Raw genomic sequence first — 16,093 nt, forward strand, 5'->3', positions numbered from 1 at the left:
GCGGTGTTTTAGTGTACATCTATCATCTGCACGGTGCCGTCGGGCAGCACTTCCGCCATCTGGCCGCGCGGCTCGTCCATCAGCTGCACCGCCACCATGGTGAAGGCGGCCACGGTGCAGATCACCCAGAAGAACACCTGGGGCGAGACGAAGGACAGCACGGTCAGGAACACCACCCCGCCCACGTTGCCGTAGGCGCCGGTCATGCCGGCGATCTGGCCGGTGAGACGGCGCTGGATCAGCGGCACCACGGCGAACACGGCACCCTGGCCGGCCTGCACGAAGAAGGAGCAGGCCATGGTGACCAGCACCGCCAGCACCAGCGACCAGCTGCTGTCCATCAGTCCCATCAGGAAAAAGCCCATGGCGGCCCCGGCCAGGCTCAGGGTCAGGGTCTTCTTGCGGCCGAGCCGGTCGCTGAACAGGCCGCCGCAGGGGCGAGATACCAGGTTCATAAAGGCGAAGGCCGAGGCCAGGATGCCCGCCTGCACCGCGCTGATGCCGAAGGTGTCGCTGAAGAACAGCGGCAGCATGGACACCACCGCCAGTTCGGCGCCGAAGGTGGCCAGGTAGCCCAGGTTGAGCACCGCCACCTGCTTGAACTTGTAGCGGTGGATGGCCGGCACCGGCTTGTGGAAGACGTCCTTGTTGACCTTGACGATGTGATACAGCTGCCAGGCGAACAGCGCGGCCAGCAGGGCGTAGATCAGCTGACTGGCGGTGGCGGACAGCAGGGACACGCCGGCCGGCGACAGCTTCCAGGTGAGCAGGGCCAGGGCGGCGTACAGGGGGATGCTCATCAGGATGTAGAGCACGAAGTCGCCCTTGCTGGTCACTTCCATGGCGCCGGTCTTCTTGGGCTTGAAGTAGGTGGAGCCCTTGGGGGTGTCGGACACGCTGAAGTAGTAGATGAAGGAATACACCAGGGCGATGGCGCCGGTCAGGCCCAGGGCGTAGCGCCAGCCGTTATCGCCGCCGAACAGCAGGGCGATGGCCGGCAGCACCATGGCGGCGGCGGCGGAGCCGAAGTTGCCCCAGCCGCCGTAGATGCCTTCGGCCAGGCCCACCTGCTTGGCGGGGAACCACTCGGAGATCATGCGGATGCCGATGACGAAACCGGCGCCGACAAAGCCCAGCATGAAGCGGGCCAGGGCCATCTGCTCGAAGCTCTGGGCCAGGGCGAAGAAGAAGCAGATCAGGCTGGACAGCCCCAGCAGCAGTGAGTACATCACCCTGGGACCGAACTTGTCCACCAGCATGCCCACCACGATGCGGGCCGGTATGGTCAGGGCCACGTTGAGGATCAGCAGGGTGGACACCTGCTGGCTGGTCAGTCCCATGCTGTCGCGGATGAACACCAGCAGGGGGGCGTGGTTAAACCAGACCACGAAGCTGATGAAAAACGCCAGCCAGGTCAGATGCAGGATGCGGCTGTTGCCGCTGAAGGAGAGTAATTTAAGTTTGGAAGCAGACATGTAGGTGTTCTCGCTAAGCCCGTTACAACAATGTTGTACGCACTTAAGCCGGAATCATGCCAAGCTGGCAATGCCTTGTTTTTCTTGATGATTGTGCTTTAAGGACAGGGGGAAGGGGCGAGCCGGTAGCACCAAATCAAGGCGCCCCGGCATCGAAATGCACGATCTCTGTGCAGAAAAAGGCTTATTGCACCAAAGTAGTACCCATAAAGTGGTAGTTTTGCGCCATGAAGGTGCTGTGCCTGGCGTGCGAGAGGTTGATTGAAATCGACGGCACGGGGCCCTGGCCAGGGTTGTAGGGTCGAATTTATTCGACCAAATCAGGGCTGGTTGCGGAAATGGTCCATTGAAATGGACCCTACCGATTACCTCCGCGGCTTCAGTCGCGTGGCCGGCAACGCAGCCCTAAGCGCTCTTCTGCCGGTCCCGCCACAGCAGCCAGAGCCGGGTGTCCAGCTCCAGCTGGTGATAGGTTGGTTCCATATGGCAGCACAGCTGGTAGAAGGCCTTGTTGTGCTCCTTCTCTTTGAAGTGGGCCAGTTCGTGGACCACGATCATGCGCAGGAATTCCGGCGGCGCCTCCTTGAACAGGGCGGCGACGGTGATGCTGTTGTGGGCCTTGAGCTTGCTGCCCTGCACCCGCGACTGGTAGGTGTGCATGCCGAGCGCCTGCTTGAGCACGTTGAGCTTGCTGTCGTAGCGCACCTGGCTGAGCGGCGGGCTCTTGCGCAAGTACTGGCTCCTGAGGCCGTTGATGTAGTCGTACAGCGCCCTGTCGCTCTGGATCTGATGGCGGGCCGGGTACTTGCGCTGCAGGTAGCCGCCGAGGCGGCCGCTGTCGAGCAGCTCGCCGGCCTGGAGTTGGATGCTTTCCGGATAACCGGCCAAATATTTGAGGGTATTCACCAGAGAAGCCCCGTACCGCATAAACCGAGGCCCATTATACGCCGAAGCCGGGCGGCTTGTCCCCGTTGCGTCAGCGCGGTGGAAAACCGTAGAGCCGGGCCGGGTTGTCGACCAGGATCTGCCGCCGGATGTGGTCGTCCGGCGCCCAGTCGGCCAGCAGGCCGAGCAGGGCGGCATCGGTGGGCATGGCCCGGCCGAAGTGGGGATGCGGCCAGTCGGAGCCCCACAGCATCCGCTCCGGGTTCGCCGCTATCAGGGCGCTGGCGAAGGGGATGACGTCGTCATAGGGCGGCAGGGGCTGGTTGGTGATGCGGTAGCTGCCCGAGAGCTTGACCCAGGCCTGTCCCTCCCGCACCAGTTCGAGCAGGCCGCAAAAGCCCGGGTCGTCCAGGCCCTTGCCGACGTTCATATGGCCCATGTGGTCGACCACCACCGGCACCGGCAGGCGACGGATCCGGGGAACCAGCTGCTCGAACCCGGACACGTCGATCAAAAACTGCAGGTGCCAGCGGCGTTCGGCCAGGCGGCGGGCCAGGGCCTCCACATCGGACCAGGCGATGCCGCCCTTGAACAGCAGGTTCATGCGCACGCCGCACACCCCGGCGCGGGCCAGTTCGTCCAGCTCGGTGTCGGACACGGCCGCGTCCACCACCGCCACCCCCTTGTAGTGCCGTCCCTGCTCCCGCAGGTAATGCAGGCTGTCCACCATCAGGCGGTTGTCGGTGCCGTAGACGCTGGGCTGGACCAGCACGCCCCGCTCGATGCCGAGGGTGCGATGCAGCTGCAGGTAGGCGCCGGGCGGTGCATCGGGCGGGGTATAGGTGCGGTGAGAAACATAGGGATAGCGTTCGGCGGGGCCGAACACATGGGCATGGGTGTCGCAGCTGCCCGCCGGGGGCGCGAAGGACGCCGGGCGGGGGAAGGGATCCGCCGCCGCGCACAGGGGAATCACATCAGACGGGCTCATACAGCCTCCTGCTGGCCGTGGAACAAAGGGGAAGGACCGGCATCCGGCCCTTCCCGGCGCGATGGCCGCGGTTTATACCCGGCGCAGCATCCAGTCGGCGATATGGCCGGAGAACCGGATGAACAGGGGGTTGTCGTCCAGCATCCACTCGGTGTGGCCGCCGCCTTCGAGCAGGAACAGTTCCTTCGGCCCCGGGTAGGCGGCATAGAGGGACTTGGGCTCGGTCACCGGGTGCAGATCGTTTTCGGCGCCGTGGGCGATGAGCAGCGGCACGCTGGCGAAGCGCTCGTCCAGGTGGGCTTCGGGCTTGAAGCTGATCAGCGAGTCGGCGAAATCGAAGTTGGAGGTCACGCCGTAGCCCGGGGCCTTGACCAGTTCGGTGAAGACGTACTCGCGGCTGACCGGATCCAGCGGATAGATGTCGAAGGGATCTATGCCTTTCGGCTCGCCGCCCAGGGCCAGGCGCTGGCGCTCTTCGGCCATGAACTGCTTGAAGGCTTTCCAGCCGTGCTCGCCGCGCAGGGCCTTCTGTACCCGCACCGCGTCGAAGAAGCCGTTCATCGCCACCAGTGCGTCCACCTGGCCTTCGACCAGGCGATAGGCGTCGAGGATCAGGCCGCCCGCCATGCCCCAGCCGGCCAGCACCACCTTGCGGCCTTCCGCGTCGGCCCGCTGGCGCACCACCGCCACGGCGGCGGCGATATCCCGCACCTGCTCTTCCAGCAGCACCTTCTCCCGGGTCCCCTCCGACTCGCCGAAGCCGCGGTAGTCGAAGCCGAACACGGTGAAGCCGCGCGGGGTGAAGGCACGGGCATAGCGTTCGGGGTGGATGTTCTTCTGGCCGGTGAAGCCGGAGCAGACGATGACGATGGGCAGGGCCGGGTTGCTGTTGTGCTCGTCGGTGAAGAAGGCGCCGTCCAGCACCAAACCATCGCTGTAAAACTTAACTTTTTGCTCGATCATGGTCTCTATCCCAAGTGAGAGTGGTAGGGTCGAGATGCATGATGCGGTAACACCCAGGTTAATTAACTGTTAATATCCGACAATGTTGCCAAAAAAAGCGACATCGGTGATTTGGGCATAATGCGTAAGGAGTACAGGGTGACAGAACCTCAGGACGTGGAGCACATCGGTTTTTTCCTGGTGCCGGAATTTTCCATGCTGTCCTTCGCCGCGGCGGTGGAGCCGCTGCGCATGGCCAACCGCATCCGGGACGAGTCCCTGTATTGCTGGCACCTGTTCAGCCGGGACGACCAGCCGGTGCCGGCCAGCAACGGCATGCCCTTCGCGCCGACCCGCCGCTTCGAGGACACCGACGGCATCGGCACCATGATAGTGGTGGCGGGCATCGGCGCCGACATGGTGAAGGACGAGGGCCTCAACCGCTGGCTGCGGCAGCTGTCCCGCAAGCAGATCACCCTGGGCTCCACCTCCACCGGCAGCCTGCTGCTGGCCCGGGCCGGGGTGCTGCGGCAGCACTCCTGCACCATCCACTGGGAGAACCAGGAGAGCCTGCAGGAAGAGTTTCCCGATCTGCGGGTCACCGGCGAGCTGTACGAGATGGACGACAGGATCATCACCTGCTCCGGCGGCCTGGCCGGGCTGGACATGATGCTGCAGCTGATCGCCCTCAAGCATGGCGAAGCCCTGGCCAACGCGGTGGCGGAGCAGTGCATCCACCCCAGCATCAGGCCCGCCCACGACAGCCAGCGCATGGCCATCCAGACCCGCCTCAACATCCACCACCCCCGCCTGATCCGGGCCATCGAAGTGATGCGCAGCCACCTGGAGGAGCTGCTGAGCTGCCACCAGGTGGCGGATCGGGTCGGCCTGTCCAGCCGGCAGCTGGAGCGACTGTTCAAGCAGCAGCTCGGCACCTCGCCCGCCAGTTTCTACCTGGAGCTGCGGCTGGAAAAGGCGCGCCACCTGCTGCTCCAGTCCAGCCTGTCCACCCTGCAGGTGGGCATGGCCTGCGGCTTTGCCTCCTCCTCCTACTTTTCCCGCTGCTACCAGCAGAAGTACGGCTGCAGCCCGCGCCAGGAACGGCAGGCCAAGCGACAGCCCAGGTCCTGACCGGGCCCTTCACGCGGTCTGCAGAGTCGCTTTTGTCGGTTAATATGTCGGATTATTGCGATTTGCCGTTGGGGTTAAGGGTTAGAGTGCTGTTAACTTAATGTTAACCCTGCCGCTGCGGCAGCCGTCCGATGGCATGGACATGCCGGAAATGATCAGGAGGTGGTTTTGGACGTTCTCGCGTTTTTCCTGGACAACTGGGGGCAGGTGCTGCGCCTGACCCTGGAGCACCTTTCCCTGGTGGGGGTGGCGGTGGGCCTGGCGATCCTCACCGGCGTGCCGCTCGGCATCGCCATCACCCAGAACGAGAAGGTGGCGAGCGCCGTGCTCTACGTCGCCTCCATCATCATCACCATACCGTCCATCGCCCTGTTCGGCATCATGATCCCCATCCTCTCGGTGATCGGCCAGGGCATCGGCTACCTGCCGGCGGTGATCGCGGTGCTGCTTTATTCCCAGTTGCCGATCATCCGCAACACCTATACCGCCATCAACAACGTCAGCCCCGCCCTGCGCGAGGCGGCCCGGGGCATCGGCATGAGTCCGCTGCAGCGGCTGCGGATGGTGGAAATCCCCCTGGCCATTCCCGTCATCATGGCCGGGGTGCGCACCGCCGTGGTGATGAACATCGGGGTCATGGCCATCGCCGCCTACATCGGGGCCGGTGGCCTGGGCACCTTCATCAGCCGCGGCATCTCCCAGAGCGATCACCGCCAGCTGATCGTCGGTGCCATCGCGGTCAGCGTGCTGGCCATCATCGCCGACTACCTGTTGCTGTGGGCGCAGAAGAAACTCACCCCCAAGGGCCTGAGCCGGGCCTGACTGGGCCGGTCCTCGTTGCCGAAGAAGAGATGACATCATGATCAAGATCGACAACCTCACCAAGATTTTCGAGACCGCCAACGGTGCCGTCACCGCCGCCGACCATATCAGCATGGAGGTGCCGACGGGGGAAATCTGCGTCCTGCTCGGCCCCTCCGGCTGCGGCAAGACCACCACCCTCAAGATGATCAACCGCATCATCGCGCCCACTTCCGGGCGGGTGTTCATCAACGGGGAAGACACCACCGGGATGGATACGGTCAGCCTGCGGCGCAACATCGGCTACGTCATCCAGCAGATCGGCCTGTTCCCCAACATGACCATAGCGGAAAACATCGCCGTGGTGCCCAAGCTGCTGGGCTGGAAGCCCGAGGCCTACCAGCGCCGGGCCAAGGAGCTGCTGGAGATGGTGGCGCTGGATCCGGGCGTCTTCCTCCGGCGCTATCCGGGCGAGCTGTCCGGCGGCCAGCAGCAGCGGGTCGGCGTGGCCCGCGCCCTGGCGGCGGATCCGCCCGTGATGCTGATGGACGAGCCCTTCGGCGCCATCGATCCCATCAACCGGGAGGTGATCCAGGACGAGTTCCTGAAGATGCAGCAGGAGCTCAACAAGACCATCATGTTCGTCAGCCACGACATCGACGAGGCGGTGAAGATGGCCAACCGCATCGCCATCTTCCGCGGCGGCAAGCTGGTGCAGTACGACACCCCGGACGATCTGCTGGCCCACCCCAAGGACGACTTCGTCGAGAGTTTCGTCGGCGATGACCGGGCCCTGAAGCGGTTGCGGCTGGTGAAGGTGGATCAGGTGCTGGTGACCGATACCCCCAGGGTCAAGGCCCGGGACTCGCTGCAGCAGGCGCTGCGGCTGATCGAGGAGCACGGCTACAGCGACGCCATCGTCATGGTCAACGACGCCGGCCAGCCCATAGGCTATGTGCCCAAGGGCATCGCCGGCACCGTCAAGGGCTACTGCGGCGACCACTATGTGGGGCTCAAGGGCACCGCCGGCATCCGGGACGACCTGCGCAAGGTGGCGTCGCTGATGTTCACCCACGACACCACCTGGCTGCCCTGCGTGGACGAGCAGGGCCGCTATGTGGGCGACGTGACCCAGCGCGGCGTGACCCATTACCTGAGCGCGACCTACAAGCCCGGACACGCCGGCGGGAGCCGCGAGGCCGCCGAGGGGATGGTGTGCAACCTGCGGAGCGTATTATGAGCAAATGGTCTGTCACCCGCACCCTGCTGCTGGCGCTGCTGGCGGCCATGTTCCTGCTGGGCGCCGTCACCGGGGGCAAGGGGTTTATCGACGAGCTGCTGTACTACCAGGACGATATCCTGTTCCTGACCGGGCAGCACCTGGAGCTGACCCTGATCTCCGGCGGCATCGCCATCCTTATCGCCCTGCCGCTGGGGGTCTGGCTCAGCCGGCCGGCCATGCGCCGCCGCGCCGAGGGGCTGATGCAGCTGCTCAACGTGGGCACCACCATTCCCACCCTGGCGATACTGGCGCTGGCGATGAGTTTTCTCGGCATCGGCACTGTACCGGCGGTGTTCGGCCTGACCATCGCCACCCTGCTGCCGATAGTGCGCAATACCTATACCGGCCTGCTGGAAGTGCCGGCCCACCTGAAGGAGGCCGCGGCCGGCATCGGCATGACGCCGGGGCAGATGCTGCGGCGGGTGGAGCTGCCCAACGCCCTCTACGTGATCTTCGCCGGCATCCGCACCGCCCTGGCGGTGAACGTCGGTACCGTGCCGCTGGCCTTTCTGATCGGCGGGGGCGGGCTGGGCGAGCTGATCTTCACCGGCATCGACCTGAACGAACCCATGATGATGCTGGCCGGCGCCATCCCCACCTCGCTGCTGGCGATACTGGTGGACATGGCGGTGGCGGCCCTGGCCTTTGTCTTTGTACCTAAGGGTGTCAATCCGCTGCGTTTGCGCACGGCCTGACTTTTGGAAAACTGAAAAGGAAATCGAGAGGAAAACCTTATGTTGAAACATCTTCGTCACTGCCTGTTGGGGGCGCTGGCCCTGGGCCTGTCCACCACCACCGCCCTGGCCAACCAGGTGGTGGTAGGGGGCAAGAACTTCACCGAGCAGCAGTTGCTGACCGCCATCACCTCCCAGTATCTCAAGGCCAAGGGCTACAGCGTGCAGGAGCGGGCCGGCATGGGCAGCTCGGTGCTGCGCTCCGCCCAGGAAAACGGCCAGGTGGACCTGTACTGGGAATACACCGGCACCTCGCTCATCACCTACAACAAGGTGGAAGAGCGGCTGAGCCCGGAAGAGACCTACAGCAGGGTCAAGGAGCTGGATGCCAATATCGGCCTGGTCTGGCTCAACCCTTCCAAGGCCAACAACACCTATGCCCTGGCGATGCGCCGGGCGGATGCCGAGCAGCGGGGCATCGGCTCCCTGTCCGAGCTGGCGGCGGCCATCAATAATGGAGAGGAGCTGCGCCTGGCGGTCAACGCCGAATGGTACGCCCGGCCCGACGGCCTGCGCCCCCTGCAGGAGGCGTACGGCTTCGAGTTCGCGCGCCGCGACGTCAAGCGCATGGACACCGGCCTGACCTATGTGGCCCTGAAGGAGGGCCAGGTGGATGTGGCCCTGGTGTTCGCCACCGACGGCCGTATCCCCGCCTTCGACTTCATGGTGCTGGAAGACGATCGCCACTATTTCCCGGCCTATGCCCTGACCCCGGTGGTGCGCGAGGAAACCCTGGCGGCCAATCCCGAGCTGGCGGATCAGCTCAACCGGTTGTCCGCCCAGCTGGATGACCAGGTGATGGCCGGGCTGAACGCCAGGGTCGATGTGGAGCGGGTCGCCATCGAGGCGGTGGCCGAGCAGTTCCTGAAGGAACGGGATCTTATCTGAACGCGGCACGGCGCCGGGGCCATCCGCCCCGGCGCCGTGGGAGTAACATCATGAGAGACGACAACCTCAGGGTCGCGGTGGCGCAAATCAACCCCGGCCTGCTGCAGATAGACGCCAACCTGGCCCTGCATGCCGACTATATCGGCCGGGCCCGCCGCCTGGGCGCCGAGTTGCTGCTCTTCCCCGAGCTGTCCCTGACCGGCTACCAGCTGGGAAGGGACACGCCGGCGGCGGCGATGGCGGCGGACGATCCCCGGCTGCGGGAGCTGGCCGGCCAGGCGCCGGAGCTGCTGGTGGTGGCGGGCTTTGTGGAAGAGGCCGGGCCGGGCGAATACTACAACGCCGCCGCCTACCTGCAAGGCGGCCGGGTGGTGGCGGTGCACCGCAAGCTCAACCTGCCGACCTATGGCGGCCTGGAAGAAGGCAAGTGGTTCCACCGCGGCGACCGCATCCCGCTGGCCGAGTGCAAGCCCGGCTGGCGGGCGGTGACCCAGATCTGCGCCGACATGTGGAACCCGGCCCTGGTGCACTGCGCCATGCTGCGCCGGCCCGAGCTGCTGCTGAGCCCGATCAACTCGGCCTCGGCCATCGTCAGCGACGAGTTTTCCAACGAGCGCAACTGGCTGACCAACGTGACCTTCTACGCCATGCTCTACGGTGTGCCGGTGCTGATGGCCAACCGTTACGGCGCCGAGCGGGACGCCTGGTTCTGGGGCGGCAGCCGCATCCTGGGCCCGCGGGGCGAGGTGCTGGCGCAGGCGGACGACCAGGAATGCCTGATCGACGCCGTGCTGGCACGGGACGCCATCGCCCGGGCACGCTTCGATCATCCGGCCATCCGCGACGCGGACAGCCCGCTGATCCGCAAGCTGCTGGAAGGCTGATCATCCTGTACCAGGGGGGCATGAAGCCCCTTTTCATTGTTTCTGTCGGAACCTCCATGGACTCCATTCTCGACTTTATACACGAACTGCGCTTCGAGGCGCTGCCGGCCACCGTGGCCGGGCAGGCCTCCCGCTGCCTGCTCGACCTGATCGGGGTGGCCGTCGCCGGCCGCGCCACCCGGCTCAGCCGGATCATGGGCGACTTCGTCTGCGGCCAGTATCCGGGCGAGGTGCCGCTGCTGTTCGACGGGCGCCGGGCCAGCACCTGCGGGGCCGCCCTGTACGGCGCCATGCTGATCGACAGCGTCGACGCCCACGACGGCCAGGTGTTGACCAAGGGTCATGTGGGCGTGGCGGTGCTGCCGGCCCTGCTGGCGGCGGCCCATGGCCGGTCGCTGGACGGGCGGGAGCTGATCACCAGCCTGGTGGTGGGCTACGAGATCGCCACCCGGGCCGGCATCGCCCTCCATGCCAGCGCCTGCGATTACCACACCTCCGGCGCCTGGAACGGCCTGGGCGCGGCGGCGGTGCTGGCCCGGCTGCATGGCCTGGACCGGCAGCAGAGCCGGGAGGCGCTCGGCATCGCCGAGTTTTACGGGCCGCGCAGCCAGATGATGCGCTGCATCGAATATCCGACCATGCTCAAGGACGGCTCCGGCTGGGGCGCCCTGGCCGGGGTCAGCGCCGGGCTGCTGGCGCAAGCCGGCTTTACCGGTGCCCCGGCCGTCACCCTGGCGCGGGATCCCGCCGGGATCTGGGCGGATCTGGGGCGGCGCTGGTATATCGAGGAGCAGTACTTCAAGGCCTATCCGGTCTGCCGCTGGGCCCAGCCGGCGGTGGAGGCGGTGCGTGAGTTGCGGCCCCGGCTGGACGCCGATGTCGGCCGGATCCGGGAAGTCCATATCCATACCTTTCTCGAGGCCACCCGCCTGCATACGCGGCAGCCGGCCACCACCGAGCAGGCCCAGTACAGCCTGCCGTTTTCGGTGGCCAGCGCCCTGCTGGACGACGACATCGGCCCCGAGGCCATCGCCGAGGACGATCACGGCCTCCGGCACCCGCTGCGGCGCGCCCTGAGCGAAAAGGTGCGGCTCCATGAAACGGCCGGCTACAGCCGGCTGTTCCCGGGCCAGCGCTGGGCCCATGCCCGCATCCTGCTGGACGATGGCCGGGAGCTGGTGTCGGAGCCGGCCGTGGCCCGGGGCAACCCCGAAAATCCCCTGAGCACGGCGGAGTTGTCGGCCAAGTTCGAGCGTATGACCCGGGGTCGGCTGCCGGCCGGGGTCGGCGAGCAACTGCGTCGGCAGGCCTTGGCGGTGGCCGGGCTGGACGGCGCGGCCCTGGCCCGCTTCATCGGGCTGCTGGCCACGCCGGTGGCTCAGGCGTAACGCCGGCCCAGGGCCACGCAGGCCACCACGGCCAGGCAGATCCAGATGGCCTGGGCCGAGATCGGCTCGCCGAGCAGCAGGGCGGCGAACCAGAGGGCGCCGAAGGGCTGCAGCAATTGCACCTGGCTGACCTGGGTCACGCCGCCCAGGGCCAGCCCCTTGTACCAGAAGAAAAAGCCCAGGAACATGCTGCAGCTGCCGAGGTAGAGGAAGCTCAGCCAGCCCGCCGGGCTGGTGAGGGCCGGCTCGGGGCGGCTCAGCCAGATCAGCGGCGTCAGCAGCGGCAACGACAGCACCAGCGCCCAGCAGATCACCTGCCAGCTGCCCAGCTCCCGGGTCAGCCGCGCCCCTTCCGCATAGCCCAGGCCACACAGCACGCAGGCCAGCAACAGCCACAGATCCGCCAGCTGCCAGTGGCCCTCGGCCTGTTGGCCGGCGTAGAGCAGCACCAGCGCCGTGCCCGCCAGGGCGCACAGCCAGAAGACGGGCTTCGGCCGGTGGCGGTGCAGCCAGGCGCCGGCCAGGGCGGTGCACAGGGGCAGCAGGGCGGTCACCAGCACGCTGTGGGTGGCCGACACCGTCTCCAGGGCGAGGGAGGAGAGGATGGGAAAGCCGAACACCACCCCCGCGGCCACCACCGCCAGCCGGGCCCACTGGCGGCCGCTGGGCAGGGACTGGCGCGTGGCCGCCAGCAGCAGCAGGGCCAGAACCCCGCCCAGGCCGGCGCGGCCGGCACCCACGAACAGCGCCGGCATTTCCTGCACCGCGATGCGGGTGGCGGGCAGGCCGGCGGAAAAGGTCATGACCCCGAGCAGGCCCCAGGCCATGCCGAGCAGGGGGCGGGTATCGAGGGACGGCGGGCTGGTGGTCTTCATGGCGGGCTCCGGTTGCTTGCTTTTGGCCAGTTTAGTCGCTTTACTACCAGACAATCAGGACACTTCCATTGAAACTGACCCAAGTGTACAGGTAGCAACACCATGACAATTACCGCCGCCGACTGGGCCTTCGACAAGGCCGACAGCCAGCCCTTCGTGGAGCAACTGGTGCGCCACGCCACCCAGGCCATCGGCGAGGGACGCTGGAAGCCGGGCGAGCGCCTGCCCTCCATCCGCGCCCTGGCCGAGCAGATTGCAGTGAGCCGCTTCACCGTGGCCGACGCCTACGAGCGGCTGGTGGCGGCCGGCCTGGTGGTCAGCCGCCAGGGCAGCGGCGTTTACGTGGCGCGCAGCCCGCAAACCCGGCGGCTGGTGCTGGAGGTGGATGCCTCCGCCAGCGCCATGGCCCAGGAGGTGGCGCTGCTGCGGCTGGTGATGGATACCGAGCGCTTCCGCTACAAGCCCGGCAGCGGTTGCCTGCCGGCGGACTGGCTGGGGGATCAGGACATCCGCTCCGCCCTGCGCGAACTGGCCCGGCAGCCGGCGCCGCTCACCGAATACGGCAGCGCCCAGGGCCATCCCGCCCTGCGCAGCCAGCTGGCGCTGCGGCTGGATCAGCACAATATCCAGGCCGAGCCGTCCCAGATCCTGATGACCGCCAGCGCCTCCCACGGCGTGGACCTGGTGCTGCGTGCCCTGGTGCGACCCGGCGATCGGGTGCTGGTGGACGATCCCGGCTTCTACAACTTCCTCGCCGCCCTGCGCCTGGCGGGGGCGGTGCCGGTGCCGGTACCGCGGCGGCTGGAGGGGCCGGATCTGGCGGTGTTGCGCCAGGCCCTGGCCGAACACCAGCCGGTGCTCTATATCACCAACTCGGTGCTGAGCAATCCGGTGGGAACCAGCGTCGGCCGCGGCCGGGCCTACAAGGTGCTGAGCCTGCTCGCCGAGCACCGCTGCTGGCTGCTGGAAGACGACATCTACGCCGACTTCGACCCCCAGCAGAGCCTGCGCTACACCAGCCTGGCCGGCTTCGAGCGTACCCTCTACCTGGGCAGCCTGTCCAAGACCCTGTCGGCGGACTTTAGGGTCGGCTTTATCGCCGGCAACCCGGCGATGATCGCCGAACTCACCGATATCAAGCTGATCTCCGGCATGTCGACGTCACCGTCGGTGGAAAACGTCGTCTACCGGCTGCTCACCGGCGGCCGCTACCGCCGCCACCTGGAGCAGCTGCGGCGGCGGCTGGACGAGGTGCGCAACCCGGTGCTGGAACGTTTCGAAAGCCTGGGATTCGGCATCGGCCACCGGCCCGCCGGCGGTTTTATCTGCTGGCTGCGGCTGCCGGACGGCATCGGCGCCGGCCGGCTCAGTCGCTACGCTGCCGAGCAGGATCTGCTGCTGGCGCCGGGCGGCCACTTCAGCCGACAGCCCGACGCGGACAGCCATATGCGCATCAATATCGCCCAGTGCCAGCATGAAGAAGTCTGGTGCAGGCTGGAGCTGGCACTGGAGCAGGCCGCTCAGTCCGCGGCCAGCTGAGCCCGCACCAGCTCGCGCAGGCGCCGGTCCCGGTTTTCCGGGTGCTCCCGGACGCAGGTGGTGCAGTAACGGCCGCCCTGGGTGGTGTAGAAGCGGCAGCAGCCGGCGCGGGTGCGGAAGCTGCGCCGGGCCGGCTCGCGGCCGGGGTGGTCCGGGTCCGGCAGGACGATGTCGATGAAGCCGGTCTTGCGGTTGTACAGCGGGGAGTCGGGATCCTTGAGCACGGTCAGGGCGAGGGCCTTGGCCCGCTCCTCGCAGCCGAGCCGCTGACCCGCGTGCAGGAAGGCCTGTGCTACCGAATCCGCCACCAGGCACCAGAGCCCGCGCTCGGGCAGGCCGCAGCGCCGGTGCAGCAGGCTCACCAGCGGTGTCATATGCGCCTCAAGCCCGAGTCGCAGCCGCCGTTCCGTCTCTTCCCCGGCGTCGGCCGGGTAGCCGGCGGCAAAGCGCAGCAGCAGGCGGCGGGCGGTGCCTTCCTGGCCTTCATGCCGCCATTGGTACTCCTCCATTTTCAGCGCCAGCTGCGCCGGGCCGAAGCCGGGCAGTCGCCCGCCCAGCAGTAGCAACCCGGCCAGGGGCAGGGCCAGGTACCAGGCATAGCGGCCGAGCAGGAAAGAGCAGCGGGTCTTGAGATCGGTGTCGGGGTAATGGCTGCCCTCGTGTTCCAGCCAGGCCTCCAGCAGCTCGGAGCCGGGCGTCATCAACGCCTCGGCCGGGGTCCAGTCCGGGCCGGCGGCGCCGCACGACCAGCCGCTTTCCCCCAGCCGGGCCGACAGCTCGGCCAGCTCCTCGGCCAGGGAAGGGAGTGCCAGGGGGATCCGGAGGGATGGGCTTGCCTGCATGGGGTCCTCGTCGGGAGAAAAGGGCGGCCGGGGCGGCCTGAATCCGGCAACAAATATTAACGATAATTGTTTTTATTTCAATGGTAGCTTTGGCAGGGATGATGACGGAGCTTGGCGGGTGCCTTGCCGGTCGTTCCGGGCCGCACCTGGGGAGCAGGGATGGGTAGATGGTGGGGCGAGGCGGTGCCGACGTTGTGGTGGGTGTTCCGCAACGCATTCACCGCCCTGGCGGCTGGACAAAACCATGCGGCGCTGTTCGCGCCGGGGGGGCTGCGAACCAGGCCGAGGCCTGTCCCTGCCTGTCAGAGGTCAATCACCCCATCTGTGACTGCAGGTAATTCTGCAGCCCGACCTTGTCGATCAAGCCCAACTGTTTTTCCAGCCAGTAGGCATGGTCTTGTTCCGTATCGGCCAGCATCTGTTCGAGGATTTCCCTGCTCTGGTAATCCTTCTGGTCCTCGCAGAGCTTGATCGCGCTTTTCAGTGCCTTGTCGACGTCGTATTCGAGTTGCAGGTCGTTCTTGAGCATCTGCGGAACATCCTTGCCTACCTTCAGGCCGGCGCGCTGGGTCATGTCCGGTATGCCTTCCAGAAACAGAATGCGTTCGATCAGCGCCGCCGCATGGCCTTTTTCGTCGTCGAATTCGTGATCGATACGTTCATACAGCTTGTTCAAGCCCCAGTCCTGATACATGCGGGAATGGATAAAATACTGATCCATGGCCGTTAACTCTCCGGCCAGCAGTTCATTCAGGGTGTCGATGACCTTCTTGTTGCCTTTCATACCCAAGTCTCCCTACATCTGTGCCTGCAGATAGTTTTCGATGCCTATGTCCCGTATCAGCCCCTGCTGGGTTTCCAGCCAGTCGACATACTCTTCCTCGTCTTCGAGGATATCCTCCAGTATTTCCCGGCTGACGAAGTCCCCCTTGGACTCGCAGTAGGCAATGGCCTCGCGCAGCAGGGTCAGCTGTTCCATCTCCAGGGCCAGATCGCATTGCAGCATCTCTTCGGCGTGCTCTCCAATCCTCAGCAGGTCGAGCTTCTGGAGGTTCGGCAAGCCCTCGAGGAACAGTACCCGCTCGATCACCGCATCCGCCTGCTTCATATCCTTGATCGATTTCTTGTATTCTTTTTCATCCAGTGCATTCAGCCCCCAGTTTTTGTACATACGGGCATGGAGAAAATACTGGTTGATGGAGGTCAGTTCCGTCGTCAGGACCTGGTTCAGATACTCGATGATTTTTTTGTCGCCTTTCATGGGAAGCCTCTCGTGGCAACTGGGGTGAAGGTGTGGTTCGGTCGCAATTAAATCCTAGGCGGGAAATCTGAATATCTCCATAAAACCTACCACCGCCGGATTTACCAGGGTAATGCATGCGGCTCCCGCATCGGGTGGGTTGCGGCTCTCATTACCGGACGACTGCCCCGTACGGAAA

16 protein-coding genes are annotated in these 16,093 nt (G+C 65.9%); 8 read left to right on the forward strand and 8 right to left on the reverse strand.

The window, feature by feature from the left end; translation table 11 throughout:
* Nucleotides 1-8 precede the first annotated feature (8 nt).
* From ACT7DK_RS01925 to ACT7DK_RS01940, 4 genes are all read right to left on the reverse strand, one after another.
* Nucleotides 9-1,475: a NarK family nitrate/nitrite MFS transporter gene (locus ACT7DK_RS01925; protein ID WP_445395783.1), complete on the reverse strand. Its 1,467-nt coding sequence runs from the start codon at nucleotides 1,473-1,475 to the stop codon at nucleotides 9-11.
* 405 nt (nucleotides 1,476-1,880) lie between these two features.
* A complete protein-coding gene (locus ACT7DK_RS01930; RefSeq protein ID WP_445395785.1) occupies nucleotides 1,881-2,381 on the reverse strand; it encodes a M48 metallopeptidase family protein in 501 nt (166 codons plus the stop codon).
* Nucleotides 2,382-2,451: 70 nt separating this feature from the next.
* The gene (locus tag ACT7DK_RS01935; RefSeq protein ID WP_445395787.1) at nucleotides 2,452-3,348 is read right to left on the reverse strand and encodes an amidohydrolase family protein; all 897 of its coding nucleotides are present in this window, start codon (nucleotides 3,346-3,348) and stop codon (nucleotides 2,452-2,454) included.
* A 72-nt stretch (nucleotides 3,349-3,420) separates the two neighbouring features.
* Nucleotides 3,421-4,311: an alpha/beta hydrolase gene (locus ACT7DK_RS01940; RefSeq protein WP_445395789.1), complete on the reverse strand. Its 891-nt coding sequence runs from the start codon at nucleotides 4,309-4,311 to the stop codon at nucleotides 3,421-3,423.
* Nucleotides 4,312-4,449: 138 nt separating this feature from the next.
* Here ACT7DK_RS01940 and ACT7DK_RS01945 point away from each other — a divergent pair, with 138 nt between their 5' ends.
* The 7 genes from ACT7DK_RS01945 to ACT7DK_RS01975 all read left to right on the forward strand — a co-directional run bounded on the left by ACT7DK_RS01945 (nucleotide 4,450) and on the right by ACT7DK_RS01975 (nucleotide 11,398).
* Nucleotides 4,450-5,421 (forward strand): GlxA family transcriptional regulator, encoded by a 972-nt coding sequence (locus ACT7DK_RS01945; protein ID WP_445395791.1) that lies wholly within the window; start codon nucleotides 4,450-4,452, stop codon nucleotides 5,419-5,421.
* A 168-nt stretch (nucleotides 5,422-5,589) separates the two neighbouring features.
* Complete coding sequence (locus ACT7DK_RS01950; protein ID WP_445395793.1) at nucleotides 5,590-6,243, forward strand: ABC transporter permease; 654 nt, start codon at nucleotides 5,590-5,592, stop codon at nucleotides 6,241-6,243.
* A gap of 37 nt (nucleotides 6,244-6,280) precedes the next feature.
* Entirely contained in the window at nucleotides 6,281-7,462 is a 1,182-nt protein-coding gene (locus tag ACT7DK_RS01955) for an ABC transporter ATP-binding protein (RefSeq protein WP_445395796.1), read from the forward strand.
* Nucleotides 7,459-8,199, forward strand: coding sequence for an ABC transporter permease (locus tag ACT7DK_RS01960; RefSeq protein ID WP_445395798.1), 741 nt, complete (start codon nucleotides 7,459-7,461; stop codon nucleotides 8,197-8,199). Before ACT7DK_RS01955 ends, ACT7DK_RS01960 begins: the two co-directional genes overlap by 4 nt.
* A 39-nt stretch (nucleotides 8,200-8,238) precedes the next feature.
* A complete protein-coding gene (locus ACT7DK_RS01965) occupies nucleotides 8,239-9,126 on the forward strand; it encodes a glycine betaine ABC transporter substrate-binding protein (protein ID WP_445395800.1) in 888 nt (295 codons plus the stop codon).
* A gap of 50 nt (nucleotides 9,127-9,176) precedes the next feature.
* Nucleotides 9,177-10,010 carry a nitrilase-related carbon-nitrogen hydrolase gene (locus ACT7DK_RS01970; protein WP_445395802.1) on the forward strand — a complete coding sequence of 278 codons (834 nt, stop codon included), beginning with the start codon at nucleotides 9,177-9,179 and terminating at the stop codon, nucleotides 10,008-10,010.
* Nucleotides 10,011-10,066: 56 nt separating this feature from the next.
* Entirely contained in the window at nucleotides 10,067-11,398 is a 1,332-nt protein-coding gene (locus ACT7DK_RS01975; protein ID WP_445395804.1) for an MmgE/PrpD family protein, read from the forward strand.
* Here ACT7DK_RS01975 and ACT7DK_RS01980 read toward each other — a convergent pair.
* Nucleotides 11,389-12,273 carry a DMT family transporter gene (locus tag ACT7DK_RS01980; RefSeq protein WP_445395806.1) on the reverse strand — a complete coding sequence of 295 codons (885 nt, stop codon included), beginning with the start codon at nucleotides 12,271-12,273 and terminating at the stop codon, nucleotides 11,389-11,391. The two genes, ACT7DK_RS01975 and ACT7DK_RS01980, sit on opposite strands and share 10 nt — an antisense overlap.
* Before the next feature lie 102 nt (nucleotides 12,274-12,375).
* Between ACT7DK_RS01980 and ACT7DK_RS01985 the strand changes: the two genes are divergently transcribed.
* Nucleotides 12,376-13,812 (forward strand): aminotransferase-like domain-containing protein, encoded by a 1,437-nt coding sequence (locus ACT7DK_RS01985; RefSeq protein WP_445395808.1) that lies wholly within the window; start codon nucleotides 12,376-12,378, stop codon nucleotides 13,810-13,812.
* Here the strand turns inward: ACT7DK_RS01985 and ACT7DK_RS01990 are convergent.
* From ACT7DK_RS01990 to bfr (ACT7DK_RS02000), 3 genes are all read right to left on the reverse strand, one after another.
* Complete coding sequence (locus ACT7DK_RS01990; RefSeq protein WP_445395810.1) at nucleotides 13,794-14,654, reverse strand: (2Fe-2S)-binding protein; 861 nt, start codon at nucleotides 14,652-14,654, stop codon at nucleotides 13,794-13,796. The two genes, ACT7DK_RS01985 and ACT7DK_RS01990, sit on opposite strands and share 19 nt — an antisense overlap.
* A gap of 313 nt (nucleotides 14,655-14,967) precedes the next feature.
* Nucleotides 14,968-15,438 carry a bacterioferritin gene (gene bfr, locus ACT7DK_RS01995; RefSeq protein WP_445395812.1) on the reverse strand — a complete coding sequence of 157 codons (471 nt, stop codon included), beginning with the start codon at nucleotides 15,436-15,438 and terminating at the stop codon, nucleotides 14,968-14,970.
* Between the two features lie 12 nt (nucleotides 15,439-15,450).
* Nucleotides 15,451-15,915: a bacterioferritin gene (gene bfr / locus ACT7DK_RS02000; RefSeq protein ID WP_445395814.1), complete on the reverse strand. Its 465-nt coding sequence runs from the start codon at nucleotides 15,913-15,915 to the stop codon at nucleotides 15,451-15,453.
* Nucleotides 15,916-16,093 lie beyond the last annotated feature (178 nt).

This window comes from Zobellella sp. An-6 (assembly GCF_052487945.1).